This is a genomic window from Phenylobacterium sp., assembly GCF_031412415.1.
Lineage (GTDB): Bacteria > Pseudomonadota > Alphaproteobacteria > Caulobacterales > Caulobacteraceae > Phenylobacterium.
Genome location: NZ_JANOCX010000082.1, coordinates 1 through 2,729, shown reverse-complemented (window position 1 = coordinate 2,729; position 2,729 = coordinate 1). Strand labels below are relative to the sequence as shown.

General features: G+C 71.6%; 2 protein-coding genes. One reads left to right on the top strand and one right to left on the bottom strand.

Features of this window, described 5'->3' with window-relative positions; all coding sequences use genetic code 11:
• Positions 1–47 precede the first annotated feature (47 nt).
• Positions 48–1,103 carry a bifunctional DNA-binding transcriptional regulator/O6-methylguanine-DNA methyltransferase Ada gene (gene ada, locus RMO04_RS04320; protein WP_309643566.1) on the bottom strand — a complete coding sequence of 352 codons (1,056 nt, stop codon included), beginning with the start codon at positions 1,101–1,103 and terminating at the stop codon, positions 48–50.
• A gap of 250 nt (positions 1,104–1,353) precedes the next feature.
• On the opposite strand from ada, the gene RMO04_RS04315 reads away from it, so the two are divergent.
• On the top strand, positions 1,354–2,729 hold a 1,376-nt coding region (locus RMO04_RS04315; RefSeq protein WP_309643565.1), incomplete at its 3' end, for an ATP-binding cassette domain-containing protein.

The window sequence follows — 2,729 nt, the reverse complement described above, 5'->3', positions numbered from 1 at the left end:
GAGGGCGGCGAGGGCGGCGGGCCAGTCCTGGTCGTCGATCCGGGCGCTCACGCCGCCGCCTCCCGGTCCAGCAACGCGCGCTTGCGCTCCACGCCCCAGCGATAGCCGGAGAGCGCCCCGTCGGTGCGCACCACCCGGTGGCAGGGGATGGCGACCGCGATGGGATTGGCGCCGCAGGCCTGGGCCACCGCGCGAACCGACTTGGGCGAACCGATCCTCGTGGCGATGTCGAGGTAGCCCGCGGTCTCGCCCGCCGGGATGTCTCGCAAGGCCCGCCAGACGCGCTGCTGGAAGGCGGTGCCGCGAACGTCCAGCGGCAGGTCGAGGCCCAGCCCCGGCTGCTCGACGAAGCCCACCACCTTGGCGACCAGCGTCTCGAACGCGGGATCGGCGCCGACCAGGGTCGCCCGGTCGAAACGGTCCTGCAGGTCACGGACCAGGGCCTCGGGATCGTCGCCCAGCAGGATCGAGCAGATCCCGACCTCGGTGGCGGCCACTAGGATCGAACCCAGCGAACACTCGCCGATGGCGAACCGGATCGTCGCCGCCTCGCCGCCGGCGCGGAAGCGGGTGGGGGTCATGCCCAGCACCTGGGCCGACTTGGCGTAGAAGCGGCCGTTCGAGTTGAAGCCGGCGTCGTAGATGGCTTCGGTGACGCTGCCGCCGGCGGTCAGCGCCTCGCGGACCTTCTGGGTGCGGTGGCCCTCGGCATAGGCCTTGGGCGTGACGCCAGTGACCGCCTTGAACACCCGGTGGAAGTGATAGGGGCTCATGGCCGCCGACCGCGACAGGGCCGCCAGGCTGGGAACCTCCTCGGCGGCCTCGATCGCGCGGCACGCCTCGCCGACCATTGCGGCGTGACGTTCGGCCAGGGGCGGCTCGTCAGGGCGGCACCGCTTGCAGGCGCGGAAACCAGCGGACCGGGCCTCGGCGGTGCTCAGGTGGAAGTCGACGTTCTCGCGTCGGGCCGGACGGGCGGCGCAGGACGGACGGCAATAGACCCCCGTGGTCCGCACGGAATAGAAGAACGCACCGTCGGCGGCGGGATCCTTGGCGAGGACGGCGGCCCAGCGGCCTTCGTCGGATGTGTCTGCGATCTGCATCTCGGTTGCTCCATCGATCGTGTTGACGATGGGATAGGCCCTGTGGATCTGCGGCGAACTCCGCCCCTTGCTTTCAAATCCGCCACCGCCGCGGGGATCGCAAGTATCGCCTCGACGACATGTCCGAAAACCGCGATTTGCGGCGACCTGAAGGATCGCCTATATCGGCCGCCTCTGCAGGAGGCCCCGACCATGGAACGCGCCCGAGACATCCGCTTCGTCCCGAACGCTGCTCTCTCCAAGGTCGACCATGCCCTTAGTGACACTCAACGGCCTGTCCTACGCCACGCCTGACGGCCGGACTCTCTTTGAAGACCTGACGCTCGCCTTCGGCGCCGAACGCACCGGCCTTGTCGGGCGCAACGGCGTCGGCAAGAGCACGCTTCTCAGCCTCATGCTCGGTGAGATCGCCCCGACGACGGGCTCGGTCGGCGTGCTCGGCCGTCTCGGCGTCCTGCGCCAGACCTTTAGCCCGCCGCTCAAGGCCACGGTCGCCGAGGTGCTGGGGCTAGATGAGCCCCTGGCGCGGCTCGCCCGAATTGAGACCGGCGCAGGGACCGAGGCCGATTTCGACGCGGCGGACTGGACCCTGGAGGCCCGGTTGGCCGCCGCCTTTGCTCAGGTCGGCCTGGCGGGCCTCGATCCGCGGCGGCCGGCGGGGTCGCTTAGCGGCGGACAGGCCACCCGCGCGGCCCTGGCCGGCCTGCTGACCGTCCAGCCCGACATGCTGCTGCTGGACGAGCCCACCAACAACCTGGACGCCGACGCGCGCGCCCTGGTCGCCGACGTGCTGGCCGGTTGGAAAGGCGGCGCCGTCGTGATCAGCCACGACCGCGACCTGTTGCGGGCCATGGACCGCATCGTCGACCTGACCAGCCTGGGGGCCAAGGTCTACGGCGGGAACTTCGACGTCTACGCCCAGCGCAAGGCCGAGGAGGAGGACGCGGCGGTGCGCGACCTGGCCCAGGCGGAGCGTGCGGTGGCCCAGGCCGGGCGGGAGGCGCAGGTCGCTCGGGAGAAGAAGGCGCGCCGCGATGCGGCCGGCCGCCGAGCCGCCGCCAAGGGCGATGCGCCGAAAGTCCTGTTGGGCGCCCGGGCCGAGCGCGCCGAGAACACCGGCGCACGCGGGAACCTGCTGGCCCAGCGCCAGGCCGCTGAGGCCGGTGCGGAGCTGGCCGACGCCCAGGGACGGGTGGAGCGCCTGCGTCGGCTGGCGCTGGAGCTGCCCTCTTGCGGGCTTCCGGCGGGCAAGTCCGTGCTGGCGTTCGACGAGGTGGGATTCGCTTGGCCTGGCGGCGCCCCGCTTCTGGCGGGCGTCTCGTTTCGCATGTCCGGTCCTCGACGGCTGGCGGTCACCGGATCGAATGGGTCCGGCAAGAGCACCCTGATCCGTCTGGCGGTCGGAGACCTGTCGCCGACGCTGGGAACCGTGACCCGCGCGGTCCGGGCCGCCTTGCTGGACCAGCGCACCGCAATGCTTCGCGACGACGAGACCCTGGTCGAGGCATTTCGCCGCCTGAACCCGAACGCCAGCGACAACGCCGCGCGCGGAGCCTTGGCGACCTTCCTGTTCCGCAATGTCGCCGCCGACAAGCGCGTCGGCGCGCTCAGCGGCGGCGAGCGGCT

Excerpts from the sequence above, each read along its gene's own strand:
- ada (WP_309643566.1), bottom strand. The coding sequence starts at position 1,103 with ATGCAGATCGCAGACACATCCGACGAAGGCCGCTGGGCCGCCGTCCTC.